The organism is Streptococcus infantis, assembly GCF_019929575.1.
Classification (GTDB): Bacteria; Bacillota; Bacilli; order Lactobacillales; family Streptococcaceae; genus Streptococcus; species Streptococcus infantis_L.
Genome location: NZ_JAHZPU010000004.1, coordinates 52,341 through 72,412 on the forward strand (window position 1 = coordinate 52,341; position 20,072 = coordinate 72,412).

15 protein-coding genes are annotated in these 20,072 nt (G+C 41.1%); 12 read left to right on the forward strand and 3 right to left on the reverse strand.

All coding sequences use genetic code 11. The features are described from left to right. Positions 1 to 24: 24 nt before the first annotated feature. From K1I67_RS02740 to K1I67_RS02780, 9 genes are all read left to right on the forward strand, one after another. A complete protein-coding gene (locus K1I67_RS02740; protein ID WP_223338656.1) occupies positions 25 to 2,421 on the forward strand; it encodes a primosomal protein N' in 2,397 nt (798 codons plus the stop codon). A 12-nt stretch (positions 2,422 to 2,433) separates the two neighbouring features. Next, positions 2,434 to 3,369 (forward strand): methionyl-tRNA formyltransferase, encoded by a 936-nt coding sequence (fmt, locus tag K1I67_RS02745; RefSeq protein WP_223338657.1) that lies wholly within the window; start codon positions 2,434 to 2,436, stop codon positions 3,367 to 3,369. Then, the gene (gene rsmB / locus K1I67_RS02750) at positions 3,362 to 4,675 is read left to right on the forward strand and encodes a 16S rRNA (cytosine(967)-C(5))-methyltransferase RsmB (RefSeq protein WP_223338658.1); all 1,314 of its coding nucleotides are present in this window, start codon (positions 3,362 to 3,364) and stop codon (positions 4,673 to 4,675) included. Before fmt ends, rsmB begins: the two co-directional genes overlap by 8 nt. A 15-nt stretch (positions 4,676 to 4,690) precedes the next feature. Beyond that, positions 4,691 to 5,431 (forward strand): Stp1/IreP family PP2C-type Ser/Thr phosphatase, encoded by a 741-nt coding sequence (locus K1I67_RS02755; RefSeq protein ID WP_223338659.1) that lies wholly within the window; start codon positions 4,691 to 4,693, stop codon positions 5,429 to 5,431. Continuing rightward, the gene (gene pknB, locus K1I67_RS02760) at positions 5,428 to 7,311 is read left to right on the forward strand and encodes a Stk1 family PASTA domain-containing Ser/Thr kinase (RefSeq protein WP_223338660.1); all 1,884 of its coding nucleotides are present in this window, start codon (positions 5,428 to 5,430) and stop codon (positions 7,309 to 7,311) included. The genes K1I67_RS02755 and pknB overlap by 4 nt, the downstream gene beginning before the upstream one ends. Positions 7,312 to 7,399: 88 nt before the next feature. After that, a complete protein-coding gene (locus tag K1I67_RS02765) occupies positions 7,400 to 8,158 on the forward strand; it encodes a threonine/serine exporter family protein (protein WP_223338661.1) in 759 nt (252 codons plus the stop codon). 1 nt (position 8,159) lies between these two features. Continuing rightward, positions 8,160 to 8,609, forward strand: coding sequence for a threonine/serine exporter family protein (locus K1I67_RS02770; RefSeq protein ID WP_223338662.1), 450 nt, complete (start codon positions 8,160 to 8,162; stop codon positions 8,607 to 8,609). 176 nt (positions 8,610 to 8,785) lie between these two features. Beyond that, positions 8,786 to 9,958, forward strand: a complete 1,173-nt coding sequence (locus K1I67_RS02775) for a hydroxymethylglutaryl-CoA synthase (protein WP_223338663.1) — start codon at positions 8,786 to 8,788, stop codon at positions 9,956 to 9,958. Continuing rightward, the gene (locus K1I67_RS02780; RefSeq protein ID WP_223338664.1) at positions 9,958 to 11,232 is read left to right on the forward strand and encodes a hydroxymethylglutaryl-CoA reductase, degradative; all 1,275 of its coding nucleotides are present in this window, start codon (positions 9,958 to 9,960) and stop codon (positions 11,230 to 11,232) included. Before K1I67_RS02775 ends, K1I67_RS02780 begins: the two co-directional genes overlap by 1 nt. A 151-nt stretch (positions 11,233 to 11,383) precedes the next feature. Here the strand turns inward: K1I67_RS02780 and K1I67_RS02785 are convergent, their stop codons facing one another. After that, entirely contained in the window at positions 11,384 to 12,349 is a 966-nt protein-coding gene (locus tag K1I67_RS02785) for a LacI family DNA-binding transcriptional regulator (protein ID WP_223338665.1), read from the reverse strand. Beyond that, on the reverse strand, positions 12,330 to 13,784 hold the full coding sequence (locus tag K1I67_RS02790; RefSeq protein ID WP_223338666.1) for a sucrose-6-phosphate hydrolase: 1,455 nt from the start codon (positions 13,782 to 13,784) through the stop codon (positions 12,330 to 12,332). The genes K1I67_RS02785 and K1I67_RS02790 overlap by 20 nt, the downstream gene beginning before the upstream one ends. Before the next feature lie 361 nt (positions 13,785 to 14,145). Between K1I67_RS02790 and K1I67_RS02795 the strand changes: the two genes are divergently transcribed. After that, on the forward strand, positions 14,146 to 16,029 hold the full coding sequence (locus K1I67_RS02795; protein ID WP_223338667.1) for a sucrose-specific PTS transporter subunit IIBC: 1,884 nt from the start codon (positions 14,146 to 14,148) through the stop codon (positions 16,027 to 16,029). A 140-nt stretch (positions 16,030 to 16,169) separates the two neighbouring features. Continuing rightward, complete coding sequence (gene scrK, locus K1I67_RS02800) at positions 16,170 to 17,057, forward strand: fructokinase ScrK (RefSeq protein WP_223338668.1); 888 nt, start codon at positions 16,170 to 16,172, stop codon at positions 17,055 to 17,057. A 39-nt stretch (positions 17,058 to 17,096) separates the two neighbouring features. Here scrK and K1I67_RS02805 read toward each other — a convergent pair whose 3' ends face one another. Continuing rightward, on the reverse strand, positions 17,097 to 18,287 hold the full coding sequence (locus K1I67_RS02805; protein WP_045615335.1) for a cation diffusion facilitator family transporter: 1,191 nt from the start codon (positions 18,285 to 18,287) through the stop codon (positions 17,097 to 17,099). Positions 18,288 to 18,444: 157 nt separating this feature from the next. On the opposite strand from K1I67_RS02805, the gene K1I67_RS02810 reads away from it, so the two are divergent. Beyond that, positions 18,445 to 20,055 carry a hypothetical protein gene (locus tag K1I67_RS02810; protein ID WP_223338669.1) on the forward strand — a complete coding sequence of 537 codons (1,611 nt, stop codon included), beginning with the start codon at positions 18,445 to 18,447 and terminating at the stop codon, positions 20,053 to 20,055. Positions 20,056 to 20,072 lie beyond the last annotated feature (17 nt).

A 20,072-nucleotide genomic window follows, 5' to 3' on the forward strand; every position in this document is an offset into this window, starting at 1 on the left:
TTAAGAAGAGAAGGAGGTGAGGATATGGCTATTGCAAAAATCATTGTGGATGTTCCCTTGATGCAGACAGACCAGCCCTATAGCTACAAGATTCCTGAGGAATTTGAAGAGATACTGGAAGTTGGCATGCGGGTTCATGTACCTTTTGGGAAGGCAAATCGCTTGATTCAGGGAATTGTTCTTGGAATGGAGTCTCAATCTGATGCAGATGTGGCAGACGAGGACTTGAAAGAGATTGCTGAGGTGCTGGACTTTTCTCCTGTTTTAACAGAGGAACAACTCTGGCTAGCAGAGGAGTTACGTAAATCAGTCTTCTCCTACAAAATTTCCATTCTAAAAGCTATGCTTCCGGGATTTTTGAATTCTAGCTATGATAAGTTCCTCTATCCTCTGGAAGGCTTAAGTCAAGAAGATAGAGAACGCTTATTTGGTTCACAGGAGTCTCTAGCATTTTCATCTCTCGACCTAGAAAAGCAAGCTGAGATGATGCGATTGACTCGAAAAGGGCTTTTAAAACTAGAGTACCAGGCTGTGGATCAGAAGAAGGTTAAGACGCAGTCTTGGGTTGAAGTTCATCTTGAACAGTTAGAAAAGCTAGAAATTTCAAATCGTGCCAAGAAGAAATTGGAACTGCGAGAATACTTATTAGTACATCCTGAAACAGTTCCTTTGGCTGATTTGTTAGAACATTACTCACGTGAACAAGTTAATTTCTTTGTGGAACATGGTGCTATCACCATAGTGCAAAAAGAAGTGCAACGTTCAGCGGCTTATTTTGAAGGTATTGAATCTAGCCAATCTTTAGAGTTAAATCCAGAACAAAAAGAAGCCTGTGAGGCGGTTGTTGGAGCGATTGGGAAGAAACACCCTCCCTTTCTTTTACAAGGAATCACTGGAAGTGGGAAAACGGAGGTTTACTTGCAGATTATCCAAGGGGCTTTGGATTTGGGAAAAACAGCGATTGTTCTAGTCCCAGAAATCTCTCTGACACCTCAAATGACCGAGCGATTTATTGCTCGTTTTGGTGAGAAAGTTGCCATTCTCCACTCTGGCTTGTCCAATGGTGAGAAGTACGATGAATGGCGCAAGGTGGAGCGAGGAGAAGCCCAGGTAGTTGTTGGTGCTAGGTCTGCCATTTTTGCACCTTTGAAAAATCTAGGGGTAATCATTATCGATGAGGAGCACGAGGCCAGCTACAAGCAAGACAGTAATCCTCGTTATCATGCTAGAGATGTGGCCATTTTACGAGCTCAGTACAATCAAGCTGCCCTAGTCCTTGGTTCTGCAACACCGAGTTTAGAAAGTCGTGCGCGTGCTGGTAAGGGTGTTTATCAACATCTACGTCTGATGCAACGGGCCAATCCTTTAGCAAGTATTCCTGAAGTTCAACTGATTGACTTCCGTGATTATATTGGGCAAAATGAAACGTCAAACTTTACACCACCTCTGATTGAGGCAATACAAGATCGACTGGATAAAAAAGAGCAAGTGGTTCTCATGCTCAATCGTCGTGGTTATTCTAGCTTTGTCATGTGTCGGGAATGTGGGACGGTAGATACTTGTCCCAACTGTGACATTTCCCTGACGCTTCACATGGATACCAAGACTATGAATTGTCATTATTGTGGTTTTTCTAAGGAAATTCCTCATGTCTGTCCAAACTGTCAAAGTCGCAGTATTCGTTACTATGGAACAGGAACTCAGAAAGCCTACGATGAGCTAGCGGAACTCTTTCCAGAGGCACGCATTCTACGCATGGATGTGGATACAACTCGTAAAAAAGGCAGTCACCAAGCTTTACTTGAGCAGTTTGGCAAGGGTGAAGCGGATATTCTTCTGGGAACCCAGATGATTGCCAAGGGCTTGGATTTTCCAAATGTGACCCTTGTCGGAGTTCTCAATGCGGACACAGCCTTGAACCTGCCTGATTTCCGTTCTTCTGAGAGAACCTTTCAACTCTTGACCCAGGTGGCAGGACGAGCAGGAAGAGCTGAAAAAGCTGGGCAGGTCTTGATCCAGTCTTACAATCCTCAGCACTATGCTATTCGCTTTGCCAAGGATCAGGATTACGAAGGTTTTTATGCCTATGAAATGGGTATCAGACGTCAGTTGGGTTATCCACCTTATTATTTCACAATTGGAATTACCTTGTCTCATAAGAAAGAAGAAGAGGTTCTTAGAAGAGCTTATGGAGTCATGGAAATATTGCGGTCAGGTTTGTCAGATGCTAGTATCATCCTTGGCCCAACGCCAAAACCTATCGCTCGTACCCACAACCTCTATCATTACCAGATTTTAATTAAATACCGTTTAGAAGATGAGCTAGGGCCAACCCTCAACCAGGTCTTAGCCTTGACTCAAGAACGGGAAAATAGTGAGCTCCGTCTCAGCATTGACCATGAGCCACAGCAATTTTTATAAGAAGGAGAAGATATGACAAAATTAATCTTTATGGGGACACCCGACTTTTCAGCAACCGTTTTGAAGGGACTTTTGTCAGACGATCGCTATGAGATTCTAGCAGTTGTAACTCAGCCAGACCGTGCTGTCGGACGTAAAAAAGTTATCCAAGAAACCCCAGTGAAACAAGCTGCCAAAGAGGCAGGACTTCCTATCTATCAACCTGAAAAATTATCAGGTAGTCCAGAAATGGAAGCTATCATGAACTTGGGCGCTGATGGGATTGTAACAGCCGCCTTTGGGCAATTTCTCCCAAGTAAACTCCTTGATAGCATGGATTTTGCAGTCAATGTTCATGCTTCCCTCCTTCCTAAACACCGTGGTGGTGCACCCATTCATTATGCCTTGATTCAGGGTGATGAGGAGGCAGGAGTAACCATTATGGAAATGGTCAAGGAAATGGATGCAGGAGACATGATTTCTCGTCGTAGCATTCCAATTACAGATGAGGACAATGTTGGAACCTTATTTGAAAAATTGGCAATTGTTGGTCGTGATCTGCTTTTGGATACGTTGCCTGCATACATTGCTGGCGAGATTCAACCAGAACCACAGGACCTAAGCCAGGTTACATTTTCGCCAAATATCAAACCTGAGGAAGAAAAATTGGACTGGAACAAGACCAATCGTCAACTCTTCAACCAAATACGTGGGATGAATCCATGGCCAGTTGCTCATACCTTCCTCAAGGGCGAACGCTTCAAAATCTATGAAGCTCTACCAGTAGATGGTCAAGGGATTCCAGGTGAGATACTCTCCATCGGCAAGAAAGAATTGATCGTCGCAACAGCAGAAGGAGCTTTGTCTCTTAAACAGGTTCAGCCAGCAGGAAAACCTAAGATGGATATTGCTTCCTTCCTCAACGGTGTGGGACGAACTTTGGCAGTAGGAGAACGATTTGGTGACTAAAGTAGAAACGGCTAGAAGTTTAGCCCTAGAGGTATTGGAGGATGTCTTTATCCAACAAGCTTACTCCAATATCGCCTTAAATAAACATCTCAAGGGAAGTCAACTATCAGCTGCAGATAAGGGTTTGGTGACAGAGCTTGTGTATGGTACTGTAGCTCGAAAACTTACATTGGAGTGGTACATTTCTCACTTTATTGAGGATAGAGATAAGCTAGATAGCTGGCTCTATGTTCTGCTTCTCATGAGCGTCTATCAACTCCAATACTTGGATAAGCTTCCTGATCATGCAGTGGTCAATGAAGCGGTAGAAATTGCAAAAGCTCGTAAGAAGGGTAGTGAAAAACTGGTCAATGCTGTTCTTCGTCGTATTTTGCGTGAGGGCTTGCCAGCTATTGCCAGTATCAAACGTAAAAATAAGCGTGATTCCATTGCCTACTCTTTACCAGTTTGGTTGATTTCGAAACTCAAGGAAGAGTATGGAGAAGAGCGAGCTCAAGCTATTTTTGAAAGTCTATTGCAACGGAATAAAGCCAGTATCCGTGTGACCGATTTGAGCCGAAAAGAGGAAATCAAAGCTTTGCTTGGTGCAAGTGATTCTCTTTTATCTCCTGCTGGTCTGGTTAAGGAACAGGGGCACTTTGCAGGCCATGATTTGTTTGCTGAAGGGACTATTACTATCCAGGATGAGTCTAGTCAGTTGGTTGCACCGACACTAGAGTTACAAGGAGATGAGCAGGTTTTAGATGCTTGTGCGGCCCCTGGTGGAAAGACCGCCCATATGGCATCCTATTTGACGACAGGTCAGGTAACGGCTCTAGATCTCTACGATCATAAACTCACTTTGATTCAAGAGAATGCAGAGCGACTAGGTGTAGCGGACCGTATCCAAACGCAAAAACTGGATGCTCGAAAAGTGCATGAATTTTTTGGTAAGGATCAATTTGATAAGATTCTTGTTGATGCCCCTTGTTCAGGGATTGGTCTATTGCGTCGAAAACCAGATATCAAATATAATAAAGAGACAGCAGATTTCGCGTCATTACAGGAAATTCAGTTGGAAATATTAGGTAGTGTTTGTCAAACGCTACGTAAAGGTGGTATAATAACTTATAGTACCTGCACTATTGTCTCTGAAGAGAACTTTCAAGTTGTTCAAGCATTTTTAGAAAGTCATCCAGAGTTCGAGCAGGTTAAACTAGAACACGAATGTAAGGATATCGTGAAAAATGGTTGTATCCTCATTACTCCGGAATTATACGGAAGTGATGGATTCTTCATCAGCCAATTTCGCAAGATATCCAAGTAGGAAGGAACTGACACAATGGAGATTTCATTATTAACAGATGTGGGTCAGAAACGTACAAATAATCAAGACTATGTCAATCTTTTTGTCAACCGTGCCGGTCGTACAATGATCATCTTGGCTGACGGGATGGGAGGACACCGTGCAGGTAATATTGCTAGCGAAATGGCGGTAACTGATTTAGGTGTTGCCTGGGTTGATACTCATATTGACACCGTTAATGAAGTTCGCGAATGGTTTGCCCACCATCTAGAAGTTGAAAATCAAAAGATTTATCAAATGGGTCGTGATGAAGCCTATAAGGGAATGGGGACAACATTAGAGGCACTTGCTATTATTGATAATCAGGCTATTTATGCCCATATTGGAGATTCTAGAATTGGTCTCATTCGTGGTGAAGAATACCGTCAACTGACAAGTGATCATTCTTTGGTTAATGAATTGCTCAAGGCAGGTCAATTGACACCTGAAGAGGCTGAAGCACATCCACAAAAGAATATCATCACCCAATCTATTGGGCAAAAAGACGAAATTCAACCTGACTTAGGAATTGTCAGCTTGGAAGCAGGTGACTATCTGGTCATGAATAGTGACGGTCTAACCAATATGATTTCAGGCAGTGAGATCTATGATATTGTGACAAGCGATATCTCTCTTGATGATAAGGCAGCCACCTTGGTACGCTTTGCCAACAATGCCGGAGGGCTTGATAATATTACAGTAGCCCTTGTTTCGATTAAGGAGGAGGCGGCAGAATGATCCAAATCGGCAAGATTTTTGCCGGGCGGTATCGGATTATCAAACAAATTGGCCGTGGAGGTATGGCAGATGTCTACCTGGCCAAGGATTTGATTTTAGATGGGGAAGAGGTAGCTGTAAAGGTCTTGAGGACTAACTACCAGACTGACCCGATTGCTGTTGCTCGTTTTCAGCGTGAAGCACGTGCAATGGCTGACTTAGATCATCCCCATATCGTTCGGATAACGGATATCGGCGAAGAGGACGGTCAACAGTACCTAGCTATGGAATATGTAGCTGGTCTTGATCTCAAGCGCTATATCAAAGAACACTATCCCCTCTCAAATGAAGAAGCTGTCCGTATCATGGGTCAGATTCTCTTGGCGATGCGCTTGGCGCACACTAAAGGTATTGTCCATCGTGACTTAAAACCTCAAAATATTCTTTTAACTCCTGATGGAACGGCCAAGGTAACGGATTTCGGGATTGCCGTAGCCTTTGCAGAGACCAGTCTGACTCAGACCAACTCCATGTTGGGTTCTGTTCACTACTTGTCACCTGAGCAGGCTCGTGGTTCAAAAGCAACGTTCCAAAGTGACATCTATGCCATGGGGATTATCTTCTACGAGATGCTAACAGGCCATATCCCTTATGATGGTGATAGTGCAGTGACTATTGCACTCCAGCATTTCCAAAAACCTCTTCCGTCAGTTATAGCTGAAAATCCATCTGTTCCCCAAGCTTTGGAGAATGTGGTCATCAAAGCAACTGCTAAAAAGCTTACAGATCGATACCAGTCGGTTTCAGAGATGTATGTTGATTTATCTAGCAGTCTATCTTATAACCGCAGAAATGAACCTAAACTTGTTTTTGATGATACCACTAAGGCAGACACAAAGACATTACCAAAGGTTTCTCAGACAACCTTGACCTCTATTCCTAAGGTTCAACCACAGTCAGAAAACCATCAGGCAACTAAAGCTATCCCAGAAGTAGATGCTAAAAAATCCGAGGAAAAACCAGTGAAAAAACGTCGTTTTAAAGCACGTTATCTAGTTCTACTGGCAAGTTTTGTACTGGTTGCCGCTTCTCTGGTGTGGATTTTATCTAGAACACCAGCTACCATCGATATTCCAAATGTGGCAGGACAAACAGTCGCTGAAGCCAAGGAAACCTTGAAAAAAGCCAACTTTGAAGTTGGTGATGAAAAGACTGAGGCTAGCGAAACAGTGGAGGTAGGGCGAGTTATTCGAACAGACCCTGAAGCAGGTAGTAACCGTAAAGAGGGAAGTAAGATTAATTTGATTATTTCATCTGGTAAGCAATCCTTTAAGATTGGCAATTACATTGGTCGAAAATCTACTGATGTCATTGCAGAGTTGATAGCGAAAAAAGTTCCTGAAAATCTCATCAAAGTTGTAGAAGAGGAATCAAATGAAACAGAGGCAGGCCTTGTTATGAAACAGAGTCTGTCAGAAGGAACCACTTATGATCTTAGTAAGGCGACAGAGATTACCTTGACCGTTGCTAAGAAGGTGACGACCGTGACCATGCCAAGTTATATTGGATCAAGTCTTGAATTTACCAAGAATAACTTGATTCAGATAGTAGGTGTAAAAGAGGCTAATATTGAAGTGGTAGAAGTCTCTACAGCTCCAGAAGGCACTGCTGAAGATACAGTAGTTAGTCAAAGTCCAAAATCAGGTGAAAAAATAGATTTAAGTACGACCCGTATTAAGATTTCTATCTATAAACCGAAAACACCACCATCATCTTCTTCTGTCCCATCTTCAAGCCAGCGCAATACTAATAGAACGGACAATACAGTGCCATCACAAGGTTCAACAACTCCATCTTCGTCTTCGCAAACTCATGTGAACGAACATAACACAGATAACTAACCAATCTTTGTCACAGTTTTTGTGACAAAGATTTTTTTTCCTCCGAAATTATGATAAAATAAAATGGAGTTTGACAAAGGAGGGAAACATGGACGAATCAAAAAAACTGAATGCAGTGATTGATGTCATTATGCTTGCAGGAACGATTCTGCTTCGAAATGGATCTGAGATTTATCGTGTTGAAGATACCATGATTCGGATTGCTCATTCACAGGGCATTATGGATTGTAATGTTTTAGCCATGCCTGCCGCCATTTTTTTCTCCATTGAAAATACAAATATTTCTCGCATGAAGCGAGTAACCTCCTCTGCTTATAATATTGAAAAGGTGTGTGATGTCAATCAGATTTCACGGCAACTTGTGTCGGGACAGCTTGATTTGGAGACAGCCTTTATCCAACTAAAGGAATTGAATTCCAAGCCCTCACCTTATACCAATGTTCAATTGACGGTTGCTGCTACCCTCAGTGCTCCTTTCTTTTCAATCATGTTCGGCGGCAATACCTACGATGCGATTGGAGCGGGAGTGGCGACCTTATTTGCCTTCACCTGTTCGCTCTATGTAGAAAAATTTATCCGTATTCCCTTTATGACAGCTTTTGCAGGAGCCTTTGTCTTTGGCTTGATTGCACAATTCTGGGCGCGCTATTCCGGTTTACCATCAACAGCTGATTTGGTCATTGCAGGTGCGGTCATGCCATTTGTACCTGGAATTGCCTTGACCAATGCCGTAAGAGATATTATGACCAACCACATCAACTCTGGTATGAGCAAGATGTTTGAATCCTTGCTGATTACCCTTGCTTTAGGGGCAGGCACATCTGTCGCCCTAGTACTGATGAATTAATATGACTCTAACAACATTTTTATTGCAAGCTCTTGCGAGTCTGCTGGCTATTATCACTTTTCTAATCGTTTTAAATGTCCAACGTTCCATGCTCATCCCTGGTGGAGTCTTGGGAATGTCTATCTGGTTGCTCTATCTGATGCTCAAGGAGCCAACAAATGTTATTTTGGCGACCTTTATCGCTGCTGTGATTGGTTCTTGTCTTAGCCAGATTATGAGTATTCTCTATAAAACACCAGCAGTTGTCTTTGCTCTTGCTACCTTAGCGCCTCTAGTACCAGGATATCTGTCCTATCGAACGACTTCCTTCTTCGTTACAGGTGACTACGGTCACGCCATTTCTAGTGCTATGTTAGTTATGATGTTGGCCCTGGTTATCTCCATTGGAATGGCCAGTGGAACAGTTTTGTTGAAATTGTACTATTATCTCAAAAAGAATCGAGTTAACTAGAGCTCGATTCTTTTTGGGTTCTTAGTTCTGTCTGTTGAGCTAGTTTCAAAATGAGCTAAGGTTTTTAAAATGAACTTGATTTGGTGAATCAAGTCTTTTTTCGCGCATTTGACCTCAATTATGATAAAATAGAGGTGAACGAATTTTTACAATGAATGATAAAAATAGAGGTAAATATGAAAATCGGTATTGATAAGATTGGTTTTGCGACCAGTCAATACGTTTTGAAATTACAAGATTTAGCAGAAACCCGAGGAATTGATCCTGAAAAATTGAGTAAAGGACTCCTTTTAAAAGAATTGAGTATTGCTCCGTTAACAGAGGATATTGTGACCTTGGCTGCTAGTGCAGGAAATTCTATCCTAACAGAAGAAGATAAGCAAGAGATTGATATGGTTATCGTAGCGACAGAATCTGGGGTTGACCAGAGTAAAGCGGCTGCGGTTTTTGTACACGGTTTGCTTGGAATTCAACCATTTGCTCGTAGTTTTGAAATCAAGGAAGCTTGCTATGGTGCAACTGCGGCCCTTCACTATGCTAAGTTACATGTAGAAAATTCTCCTAAATCGAAGGTTTTGGTGCTTGCGAGTGATATTGCGAGATATGGTGTCGAAACTCCTGGAGAACCAACTCAGGGAGCAGGCTGTGTTGCCATGTTGATTAGCCAAAATCCGAGTGTTATGATTTTTAATAATGATAACGTTGCGCAGACTCGTGATATTATGGATTTTTGGCGTCCAAATTATTCAACAACACCATTTGTAAATGGAGTCTACTCAACACAGCAGTATCTGGATAGCTTAAAAACGACTTGGGAAGAGTACCAAAAGCGTTATGATTGCGACTTGAATGATTTTGAAGCTATTTGTTTCCATTTGCCATATCCAAAGCTAGCTCTCAAGGGATTGAAAAAAATCCTTGATAAATCTCTACCTCAAGAGAAAAAGGATTTACTTCAAAAACACTTTGATGAGTCCATTATTTACAGCCAAAAGGTTGGGAATATCTATACGGGTTCACTCTTTTTAGGACTCTTGTCTCTTCTTGAAAACTCTGATAGTCTCAAAGCAGGGGACAAGCTAGCTCTCTATAGCTACGGAAGTGGTGCTGTATCTGAGTTCTTCAGTGTGGAATTGGTTGAAGGTTTTGAAAAGCAATTGCGGAAAAATCGCTTAGACTTGCTAGATCAACGTCAAGCTTTGAGTGTTGCTGACTATGAACGAATCTTCTTTGAGGAAGCCAACTTAGATGAGTCTGGATCTGCAACGATGTCAGGTTATGAAGGGCAAGACTATGCCCTTGTTGAAATTGTAGACCACCAACGTCGCTACAGCAAGGTTGAAAAATAATGAAAAAAAATTGGAATGGATTTGCTAAAAAATCAATTCAAGAGCGCCTAGAGTTCGTTAAGTCTCAGGCGCTTACTACTATTGAATCCCAAGAAAGTCTTGAGCAAAATGAGAATCTCAGTCTAGCAGTTGCGGACCAACTGAGTGAAAATGTGGTAGGAACCTTCTCACTTCCATACTCAATCGTTCCAGAAGTTCTGGTGAATGGTCAAGAATACACAGTTCCCTATGTGACCGAAGAACCATCTGTAGTTGCTGCAGCTAGTTTTGCCAGCAAAATTATCAAGCGTGCTGGAGGTTTTACTGCTCAGGTTCACCAACGTCAAATGATCGGTCAAGTGGCTCTCTATCAAGTCCCAGATAGTGACCAAGCTCGTCAGGCTATTCTGAGTCAAAAGTCGGAACTGATGGAACTGGCAAATCAAGCCTATCCCTCTATTGTCAAACGTGGTGGTGGAGCGAGAGAGCTAACAGTTGAAAAAATTTCTGGTGAGGCTGACTTTTTAGTAGTTTATCTCCATGTCGATACTCAGGAAGCCATGGGAGCTAATATGCTCAATACCATGCTTGAAGCTTTAAAACCAAGTCTAGAGGCTCTCAGTCAAGGGCAAAGTTTAATGGGGATCCTATCCAACTATGCCACAGATTCTCTAGTAACTGCAACTTGTCGCATCGCCTTTCGTTATTTGAGTCGCCAGAAGGATGAAGCGCGTGAACTAGCGGAAAAAATGGTTTTAGCCAGTCAGTTTGCTCAGGCAGATCCTTATCGAGCAGCGACTCACAACAAGGGAATCTTTAACGGAATCGATGCTCTCTTGATTGCTACTGGAAATGATTGGCGTGCTATAGAAGCGGGAGCGCATGCCTATGCAAGTCATGATGGCGCCTATCGAGGACTTAGTCGTTGGACTATAGATTTGGAAAACGAAGAGCTTATTGGAGAGATAACCATGCCGATGCCAGTTGCCACCAAGGGTGGATCTATTGGTCTCAATCCTCGAGTCGTACTCAGTCATGAGTTGCTAGGTCATCCATCTGCCAAAGAATTGGCTCAAATTATCGTGTCAATTGGTCTTGCACAGAATTTTGCGGCCCTTAAAGCTCTTGTTAGTACAGGGATTCAGCATGGACACATGAAACTTCAGGCAAAATCGTTAGCACTTTTAGCAGGTGCGACTGAGGCAGAAGTACCTAAGTTGGTTGAAAGCTTGATTGCTGAAAAAACCTTTAATTTAGAAAAAGCCCAGACTCTTTTGAAAAAATTAAGATCATAAGAAAAACTCAGACGAATCTAGTCTGAGTTTTTTTGTTTATACTCAATGAAAATCAAAGAACAAACTAGGAAGTTAGCCGCAGGCTGCTCAAAACACTGTTTTGAGGTTGCAGATGGAAGCTGACGTGGTTTGAAGAGATTTTCGAAGAGTATTAAATACTTTTACCTGGTAAGAGGCTGACTGGTAAGAAATAACCGGTTGTGGCAACTTTTTTTCCTTCGATTTTTTGAAGGAGTAAATCAACTGTCAGGCGAGCAATTTCTCCTAAAGGTTGTTTAATGGTAGTAAGGTGAGGATAGAAATTCTCGATAAAATAAGTTCCATCATAACCAATAACCTTAAGTTGTTCTGGAACAGAAATACCAAGTTCCTGAGCAATCTTCATTACCAAGATGGCAGTCAAATCATCCGATGCGAAAATAGCATCTGGTTTTTGTTTGGTCAGGATACTTTTGATTTCCATTTCCTTGCGGAGGGGTGAAAAGTCACTGGAAATATTGATAATGGGAGCTTTTGGGAAGATAGAAGCAAAGCCTGCATGGCGAAGTCCAGTTGGTGAATTGGAGTTGTCATTACCTGTAATCATAATGACAGACTTAGCTCCAGTTTTCTCTAAAGTTTGAGCTGCAAGGACTCCACCAGCATAGTTATCAGAAGAAACGACAGGAATGTCTGGTGATAGGTTTCGGTCAAAAGAAATGATAGGAGCTGTTACGCGATTGTAGTCTTCAATTCCCAAGTTATGGCTACCAGAGATAATGCCATCCACTTGATTAGCTTCTAGCATTTCAAGATACTCACGTTCTTTTTCCGAATCGTGCTCACTGTTACAGATGATCGTCTTGTAGCCTTTTTTGAAGAGTTCGTGTTCCAATTTGTCAATCAATTCAGCATAGAAAACATGGCTGATTTTTGGGAAAATCAACCCAATTAACTTGGCTGATTTTCCTTGAAGACTTCGAGCTAAGTTATTGGGTTTATAGCCCAGTTCACGCATAGCGTCATTGACCTTTTGAATGGTTTTTTCTGACAGATAACCTTTTTTATTGATGACACGTGAAACAGTAGTAGGGCTGACGCCAGCTAATTTTGCGACATCAGTTAGTTTTGCGACCATATTCTAATTCGTAGTAAGTTCCAGTTGGGTTTCCAGATTTAATGAGGATTCCATTTTGATCTTTGTGAGGGAAGACACGACCAGAAAATACTTTTTCTCCTTTATTGATGAAAATTTCAAAGACTGAATTATCGATGAAGATATTTACAGTAGTAGCTTGGTTGTCGATTGAACATGAGCGAGTAGTTCCAAATTCTTGAGCATATTGCTCACCTGCTTGACTGCGGTCAACGGTTACTTGGCCATTGACAAGATCGAAATTGATAGATAGCCCCTTTCCGTCTTTATCAGCAAGAAGGATGATTTCACTTTGGCTATTAGCCTCTAAGTTCAGCTCAAGTTCGTAGGTGTTCTTAGTTTCAGAACGATTTGAAAATTCCTCTTCTGAAGCACGGAGTTCTTTGATAGCAGCTACAGGATACTGATAGAGTTTGCCATCTTTAATGGTAAGTTCCTTGACCAATGAGAAAGTCCCTTGGTGATCAAAACGATCAGATGGATAAGACACATCTGGCAAACCAAGCCAACTAACAGCAAGAGCGCGTCCATCAGGAGCATTGAAGGCTTGAGTAGCATATGCTTCGAAACCATAGTCTAGATTGTGTAGTTCAGAAACATCTACCATACGAGCATTTTCAGGATCAAAGGAAGCACCGATTTTATACATATTTGGATAGATGTTGTCATAGTCAAGAACCTTTTTATCCAAACCTTGTGGGCAGTAGAGAAGGACAGGCTGTTCTCCAACAAAGACGAGGTTCGGGCACTCCATCATATAGGCAGTACGGTCATTGTTGAAGTCCAAATCACCAACTTCTTGCCAGTTTGTATAATCGTTATCGACCGCTTTGTAGAGACGGACAAAACCTTTTTTCTCCAAGTCTTGACCACCAACGATAGCGTAGTATTGTCCTTTAAAGTTGAAAATCTGTGGATCGCGGAAGTGGTCAGTAGTATCAGCAGGTTGATCAATCAAAACTTTGTCAATTTTTTCAATCTTACCGTCCTTATCCATCAAGGCACCAATCTGATAAGGGTGGCGAACCCAATTTTCATCACGGACATTTCCTGTATAGAAAAGGAACAATTGATCACCAAACTGCATAGCAGATCCTGAGTAAGCGCCGTGGCTATCCAGTGGAGTATCAGGTAAGATTTTTACACCTGTTTCAGTAAAGTGCACCAAATCGTCACTCTCAAGTTGAACCCAAGATTTCAAGCCGTGGGCTGCTCCAAAGGGGAAGTTTTGGTAAAAGACAATCCACTTACCATCAAAATAAGAAAAACCGTTTGGATCGTTGAGAAGTCCTTCCTTTGGTTCAATGTGATAGCTGACATGCCATGGGGATTGCGCCATCTTTTCTTGGATTTCTTTTCTTTCTTCTTGTGTCCAATCTTCGTAACGTCTGTAACGACGTTCAGTAGTCCATTCCATTTCTATTTCCTCCATAAAATTCTACTATCTTTATAGTAAACGTTTCCTTATAAAAAAGCAAGTCTTTTACACTAAATTAACGAAAAAAATGTCAAACGTTTGACAGAATATAGAAGCACTATTTTATGGAAAATAATGAAAATATGAAAGTTTTTGAAAATTTTAAAGTAAGAACCTTGAGTTTATAGGGTGTTTATTGCTGCATTGATGAAAAAATAGCAAAAACAATCAAAAAATAAAAAATAGCAAAATTTTTTCTGCAAAACGCTTGACATATTTTTTAAACGTGATAGAATAATATTCGTAGGGCGGATAAAATCGCTTTCAAACAAGAAAAAATTTTATAAGGAGATTTTTGCAAATGACGAATACAGAAATTGCAAAAAAAGTCATCGAAGCCTTGGGCGGACGTGAGAATGTTAACAGTGTAGCCCACTGTGCGACTCGCCTTCGTGTTATGGTTAAAGATGAAGCGAAGATTAACAAAGATGCTATTGAGAACTTGGAAAAAGTTCAAGGTGCTTTCTTTAACTCAGGTCAATACCAAATTATCTTTGGTACAGGTACAGTTAACAAGATGTACGATGAAGTCGTAGCTCTTGGCTTGCCAACATCATCTAAGGATGAGATGAAGGCAGAAGCTGCTAAACAAGGAAATTGGTTCCAACGTGCCATCCGTACTTTCGGTGACGTCTTTGTTCCAATCATTCCAGTTATCGTAGCAACTGGTCTCTTCATGGGAGTTCGTGGTCTCTTGAATGCTCTTGGAATGACACTTCCAGAAGATGTGACAACTTACACTCAAATCTTGACTGACACAGCCTTTATCATCTTGCCAGGTTTGGTTGTTTGGTCAACCTTCCGTGTATTCGGTGGTAACCCAGCCGTTGGTATCGTTCTTGGTATGATGCTCGTTTCAGGTTCACTTCCAAATGCCTGGGCTGTTGCTTCTGGTGGAGAAGTAACTGCTATGAACTTCTTCGGATTTATCCCAGTTGTTGGTTTGCAAGGTTCAGTTCTTCCAGCCTTCATCATCGGGGTTGTCGGAGCTAAGTTTGAAAAAGCTGTTCGTAAGGTTGTTCCAGATGTTCTTGACCTCTTGGTAACACCATTCGTAACACTCCTCGTAATGTCAATTCTTGGTTTGTTTGTTATCGGACCAGTCTTCCACGTTGTTGAAAACTATATCCTTCTTGGAACAAAAGCTATCCTTAACTTGCCATTTGGTCTTGGTGGTTTCTTGATTGGTGGAGTTCACCAAGTTATCGTCGTATCAGGTGTTCACCACATCTTCAACTTGCTTGAAGTTCAATTGCTTGCTGCTGACCATGTTAACCCATTCAACGCTATCATCACAGCTGCCATGACTGCTCAAGGTGCTGCTACTGTAGCCGTTGGTGTGAAAACTAAAAATCCTAAACTTAAAACACTTGCTTTCCCAGCTGCTCTTTCTGCCTTCCTAGGTATTACTGAGCCTGCTATCTTCGGGGTTAACTTGCGTTTCCGTAAACCATTCTTCCTTTCATTGATCGCTGGTGCAGTCGGTGGTGGACTTGCTTCAATCCTTGGTCTTGCTGGTACTGGTAATGGTATCACAATCATCCCTGGTACAATGCTTTACATTGGTAACGGACAACTTCCACAATACCTTCTTATGGTAGCTGTATCATTCGCTCTTGGTTTTGCTCTTACTTACATGTTTGGTTATGAAGATGAAGCAGAAGTGGCTTCAGAAGCTACGACTGAACGTTTAGCTGACGAAGCAGTTACTGGTGCTGTTGTTGCACCGAGCGAAGGTGTTATTCAAACACCAATCGTTGGTGATGTCGTTGCTCTTTCAAATGTGAATGATCCAGTCTTCTCAAGTGGAGCTATGGGACAAGGTATCGCTGTAAAACCTAGTGAAGATGTCGTTTACGCACCAGCTGATGCTGAAGTGACAATTGTCTTCCCAACAGGACATGCTTATGGCCTAAGAACAGCTAACGGAGCTGAAATCTTGATCCACGTTGGTATCGACACTGTTTCAATGAACGGTGAAGGATTCAACCATAAAGTTGCTCAAGGTGACAAGGTTAAAGCTGGAGATGTTCTTGGAACATTTGACTCAGCTAAGATTGCTGCTGCAGGCCTTGATAACACAACAATGGTTATCGTGACAAACACTGCGGACTTTGCTTCAGTAAATCCAGTTGCTTCTGGATCAGTTGCTAAGGGTGATGCAATCATCGAAGTTAAAGCTTAATAAATCAAAAAAACGAACAAATGTTATGTTTGTTCGTTTTTGATTGAATCTTAAAATTTACAGAGGAAAAACTAAAGTATTGAGCAACTTTCCTTCTGGAAATATGCTATAATAGAGAAAATAAAAACTAGAGGTTTATCATGACAAAATTATATGGAAGCTTGGAAGCGGGCGGTACAAAATTTGTCTGTGCTGTCGGTGATGAAAACTTTAACGTTGTAGAAAAAGTACAATTTCCAACAACGACTCCTATTGAAACAATCGATAAAACGATCGAGTTCTTTTCAAAATTTGATAATCTTGCAGGTCTTGCAATTGGTTCATTTGGTCCAATTGATATCGACAAAAATTCAAAAACATATGGCTTTATCACAACTACACCAAAACCTCACTGGGCAAATGTTGACTTGCTTGGTGCCCTCCGTCGCGCTCTAAACGTGCCTATGTATTTCACAACAGACGTAAACAGTTCTGCTTACGGTGAAGTGGTAGCTCGTAACAATGCCGGCGGTCGTATTGAAAACTTGGTTTATTACACAATCGGTACAGGTATCGGAGCTGGTGTTATCCAACGTGGTGAGTTTATCGGTGGTGTTGGTCACCCTGAAATGGGTCACTACTATGTCGCTAAACACCCAATGGACGAGGAAAAAGAATTCAACGGTGTTTGTCCATTCCATAAAGGATGTTTGGAAGGCTTTGCGGCTGGTCCAAGCTTGGAAGCTCGTACAGGTGTTCGTGGTGAAAACATCGAACTTAACAACTCTGTCTGGGATGTTCAAGCTTACTATATCGCCCAAGCTGCAGTGAATGCGACTGTAACTTTCCGTCCAGATGTTATCGTCTTTGGTGGTGGGGTTATGGCTCAACAACATATGCTTGACCGTGTACGTGAGAAATTCACAGCCCTACTCAATGGCTACCTACCAGTTCCAGATGTACGTGACTATATCGTGACTCCAGCTGTTGCTGGCAATGGTTCAGCTACACTAGGAAACTTCGTTCTTGCTAAGAGCGTAGCAAAATAAGTAAAAAAATGAGGTCGAGATTTATCTCGGCCTCTTTCTTTAGTCTTTTTCTATTTTTGTTTCCTGATGGAAAATATTTTGCCAAGTTTCATGTCTGCGCCAGATGCTGGTATGAATGGTATCACCGACTTGGTAGCGGATGAGTTTAGTCTTTTGACTGATAGAAGTCAAATGAAGCTCTTTAATGGCAGAGGTTAATTCTTTTTCAGCCGTATAGGCTCCCTTATCCAGTTCTTGTCCGTCCTGGCGAATATAAATGAAGTCTTCTGCAAGTAATTCCTCCAGTTGATTTCCTTGGTCAATCAGTTGCTCTCTCATGAGCAATTTTTTATAGACATTATCTAGAATTTCATCCTCAGGGATTGGTGCTGGTTCAATATGAATGTCTGTATCAAAGACACCAAAGCGTTCTGATAACATGGATTCGACCTGATCCGCAATTTCGTGACTTTCAAAAACAGAGAGATCTGGGTTCATCTCGAGAGTAATGTCCAGATAAATGTTGCTTCCGTAAGTACGACCTCGTTGTGATTTGACCTTGCTAATCTTAGGAATTTCCATGATAGCCTTTTGGTAATCTTCTAGCAAGTGTTCATCAAAACCATCAGAAAGGCTGAAGGATGACTCGATAAAGATATCATAAGCAGTTTTAAGAATAAAGAAGGTAATGATAATCGCAACCAACTTATCCACTATTGGATAGTTGAAGCTACTAGCCAGGATAGCAATAGAAGTTCCAAGAGATGTCACGGCATCTGATAGATTGTCCTTAGCTGCAGCCTTGAGGGCCTTGGACTTAGACTGCTTGCTCAGATGGGTATTGTAGAGATAAACGGCGAACATGATGATGGCAGAGATGACTCCCAGAGTCGCCCCAAGAGGGTCGATGACGGTTTGCTCTCGGCTGAGTATCTTTTGGATGGTATCACGTAGGACATCAAATCCAACGTAAAACATGATGATGGAAGTGATGAGACTTGCCAAGTCCTCGATTTTCCAGTGACCGAAGCGATGGTCCCTGTCTGCCGGTTGGCGAGCCAAACGAATCCCGATGAGAAGGGCAACATTTCCAACAATATCTGAAACGTTATTAAAACCATCAGCCACCAAACTGGATGAATGGAGGAGGTGTCCGGTCGCTAGCTTAGCTGCAGATAAGAAAAGATAAGTCAAAATGCTGATAATGGCACCACGCTCAGCTAATTTTAAGTTTGAAACCGATTGATTCATCTAACTCCCCTTCTAGCATTTTAGTATTCTTTCATTATACTGGTTTTTCAAGGAAAATTCAAATGGAGGGGTTGGGGAGATTTGCATTGATTCAACAGATTTTTTGATTGAAATATGATAGAATATAAAGTAATCATAATTTTAGAGAGAGTTTTCCATGACCCATAAACAAATCACAGATAGAATGATTCGAATTGGTTTGCTGTTGCTACCATTTCTTATTTTTTATGGCTATAGAGTAGTTAAGGGGTTTGATTATCCAGTGGTTGATGATATCATGGTCAATCAAACCATATTATCTGGTGATAATATGTTGCTTCCCTATATTGGAATTTTGTTATCATCTGCTTTAGTATTTCTTCAGCAATTATTTACAAATTGGAATATTTATTTTATTTTCTTAGCTCTCAGTTTTTGCTTGAGTTTTAGCATCTATTTGGAGTTCTTTTTTAGAAAGAAACATTATTTCTTACTTCCCTTAGTAATGTTACTTCAAATGGTTTTAATGAAGTATTTCTCGTTTTCAGTCATTGCTTATTTATTATCGACTGCAGCTATACTTTTATTATTTGATCGAAAATATATAACTGGAGTGCTCTTATCTTTGATAGGTTTATCGATTAGGCTACAAATTATTGCCAGTTTATTATTGCTTTTACTCCCCTTCCTAGCTTTTGAAGTAATCAAAGGAAAAAAGAAAAAAGAATTATTCTTGTTATCTGCTGTCATTTTACTTATCTTTGCTTCCAATAAAATTTATACCTTAATGCGACCAGATGTTCAAGAATACCTAAATTGGAATACTCTAAGTACCAATTTGAGAGATTTCCCTGCGATTGAGTATGAGAAACATGCCAAGGAATTTCAGGAATTGGGGATCAGTGAAAACGACTTATCTGCTTCAACCTACTGGTTGTTTGCAGAAAAAGATGCTTTGAACAATGAGTTGTTAACAAAAATTCAATCCGTACGTTTTTTCTCTGAGAAGTACTCCTTTAATGTATTTCAGATGGTGAAAGATTATTTCCAAAATATTATTTTGACAACCTTTCTTTTTGTTATGGTTGGCTGGTTTTTGTTCTTCAAGCCTAAGAAAGTCTATGGCTGGTTACTCCCGCTTGTTCCATTTGCACTAATTGGAGCTCTATTTGTTAGGCAGAGAGTGGTAGAACGTGTTTATATCCCGATTATCGTTAGCTTTTTAATCTTTTTTATCTACTATGCGCCCTTATTTTACAATAAGCGTAAACTGTTGAAAAAAAGAGGAATTTTTTATAGTCTACAACTTGTAGGAATGCTGGCGAGTATGGCCTGGGTAAATAGTGTGGGACAAGAACTTTACTGGTTCCCAATCATTCAATCATCCATGGTATCAGAGTATCATGATGTAGTGGAAAAACATTCTGATAAATTGCTTGTTTTTGGCGGTTATGGAACACTTGTCAATTCTCAACCGAGCTTGGCTACGATTAGAAGGAAGCCTGATCAGTTGCTTGAAAACACAACAACCTTAGGTAACTGGCAAACTTTTTCGCCACATTATTATCAATTAATGAAAAAGTATAATGTTGAGGAGCCTAGTAATCTTCTTTCTTCTGCTATTGATAAGGAGAATATCCTATTCTTTTGGTCACCCTCTTCAGGAAAGATGGATCAAGTCAAGAAAATAATGAAAGAACATTACCAGAAAGATGTTTATTTCGAAGAAGTTGAGGTGGTCACTTCTGATATGAATCTTTATCGACTAAGAACAGGAGAAGGGAGATAGGATGAAAAAGCGCATAG

Bases quoted from the DNA above. Each gene is read 5' to 3' on its own strand.
- K1I67_RS02795 (WP_223338667.1), top strand. From the start codon at position 14,146: ATGACGAATACAGAAATTGCAAAAAAAGTCATCGAAGCCTTGGGCGGA.
- K1I67_RS02780 (WP_223338664.1), top strand. From the start codon at position 9,958: ATGAAAAAAAATTGGAATGGATTTGCTAAAAAATCAATTCAAGAGCGC.
- K1I67_RS02765 (WP_223338661.1), top strand. From the start codon at position 7,400: ATGGACGAATCAAAAAAACTGAATGCAGTGATTGATGTCATTATGCTT.
- K1I67_RS02810 (WP_223338669.1), top strand. From the start codon at position 18,445: ATGACCCATAAACAAATCACAGATAGAATGATTCGAATTGGTTTGCTG.
- fmt (WP_223338657.1), top strand. From the start codon at position 2,434: ATGACAAAATTAATCTTTATGGGGACACCCGACTTTTCAGCAACCGTT.
- K1I67_RS02790 (WP_223338666.1), bottom strand. From the start codon at position 13,784: ATGGAATGGACTACTGAACGTCGTTACAGACGTTACGAAGATTGGACA.
- K1I67_RS02770 (WP_223338662.1), top strand. From the start codon at position 8,160: ATGACTCTAACAACATTTTTATTGCAAGCTCTTGCGAGTCTGCTGGCT.
- K1I67_RS02805 (WP_045615335.1), bottom strand. From the start codon at position 18,287: ATGAATCAATCGGTTTCAAACTTAAAATTAGCTGAGCGTGGTGCCATT.
- K1I67_RS02785 (WP_223338665.1), bottom strand. From the start codon at position 12,349: ATGGTCGCAAAACTAACTGATGTCGCAAAATTAGCTGGCGTCAGCCCT.
- K1I67_RS02755 (WP_223338659.1), top strand. From the start codon at position 4,691: ATGGAGATTTCATTATTAACAGATGTGGGTCAGAAACGTACAAATAAT.
- K1I67_RS02740 (WP_223338656.1), top strand. From the start codon at position 25: ATGGCTATTGCAAAAATCATTGTGGATGTTCCCTTGATGCAGACAGAC.
- K1I67_RS02775 (WP_223338663.1), top strand. From the start codon at position 8,786: ATGAAAATCGGTATTGATAAGATTGGTTTTGCGACCAGTCAATACGTT.
- scrK (WP_223338668.1), top strand. From the start codon at position 16,170: ATGACAAAATTATATGGAAGCTTGGAAGCGGGCGGTACAAAATTTGTC.
- pknB (WP_223338660.1), top strand. From the start codon at position 5,428: ATGATCCAAATCGGCAAGATTTTTGCCGGGCGGTATCGGATTATCAAA.